The sequence below is a fragment of the Peribacillus sp. NPDC056705 genome (assembly GCF_043656335.1).
This window is the reverse complement of the sequence record NZ_JBHTYI010000209.1, coordinates 1-819: the sequence shown is the minus strand read 5'-3', so window position 1 is coordinate 819 and position 819 is coordinate 1. Positions and strand designations below refer to the sequence as shown.

The following is an 819-nucleotide window of genomic DNA, read 5'->3' as shown; positions in this document are numbered from 1 at the left end:
TATTACTAGAGGGTAGTTGTAATTTATTATATACAAAAAAGGAACGTATGTTCTATAATGAGAGGGTGAATATACCGATTAATACAGGAGGTTGTTGTATTTGAAGAAGAGTGCCCTGTTGATCATTGACGTACAGAACGAGATGTTTCAAGAGAATGATCCTGTTTACGAAGGGAATCGGTTGCTTTACAATCTCAAGCAGTTGATCGCAACAGCCAGAAGCCGCGCAATTCCTGTTTTTTACATACAGCATAATGATGAGGGTTTGAAGGAGGGGACTGAGGCTTGGAAGATTAATGCCGAGATCGCTCCTGCAATGTCGGATAGCATCATTCAGAAGACCAGACCTGATTCCTTCTATAACACGACACTTGAAGAGGAATTAAAGCGGCAAGGTATCGAACATGTGATGCTTGCTGGTATGCAGAGCGAGTTATGCGTAGATACCACGTGTAGGAGAGCGTTCAGTCTGGGCTATAGTGTCACGTTAGTGTCGGATGCTCACAGCACCTGGAACAATTCCGTGTTAACGGCGCAGCAGATCATAGATCACGCGAATGCGACTCTGAGATGGTTTGCGGCCATCAAGACAACAGAAGAAGTCCTCTTTACGGAAGAAACCGGCGCGTAATCGCCGGCTTTTTTAATTGGTCCAGGCAACAGGCATCCTCCTTGGTATGCGTCATTTGAATTAGGATTGCTATCCCCATCGGGCAATGGTAATGATGCCTAACGTGATGAGCATGGACATGACGATTCGCCGTCTGCCTTGCTGCTCACGCAGAATGATGATGCCGAGTATAGTGCCGAATACCGTGC

General features: G+C 45.9%; 1 protein-coding gene. It reads left to right on the top strand.

The window, feature by feature from the left end; all coding sequences use genetic code 11:
- The first annotated feature begins 100 nt into the window (after positions 1 to 100).
- Complete coding sequence (locus ACFRAK_RS28985; RefSeq protein ID WP_394573196.1) at positions 101 to 631, top strand: cysteine hydrolase family protein; 531 nt, start codon at positions 101 to 103, stop codon at positions 629 to 631.
- Positions 632 to 819: the final 188 nt, after the last annotated feature.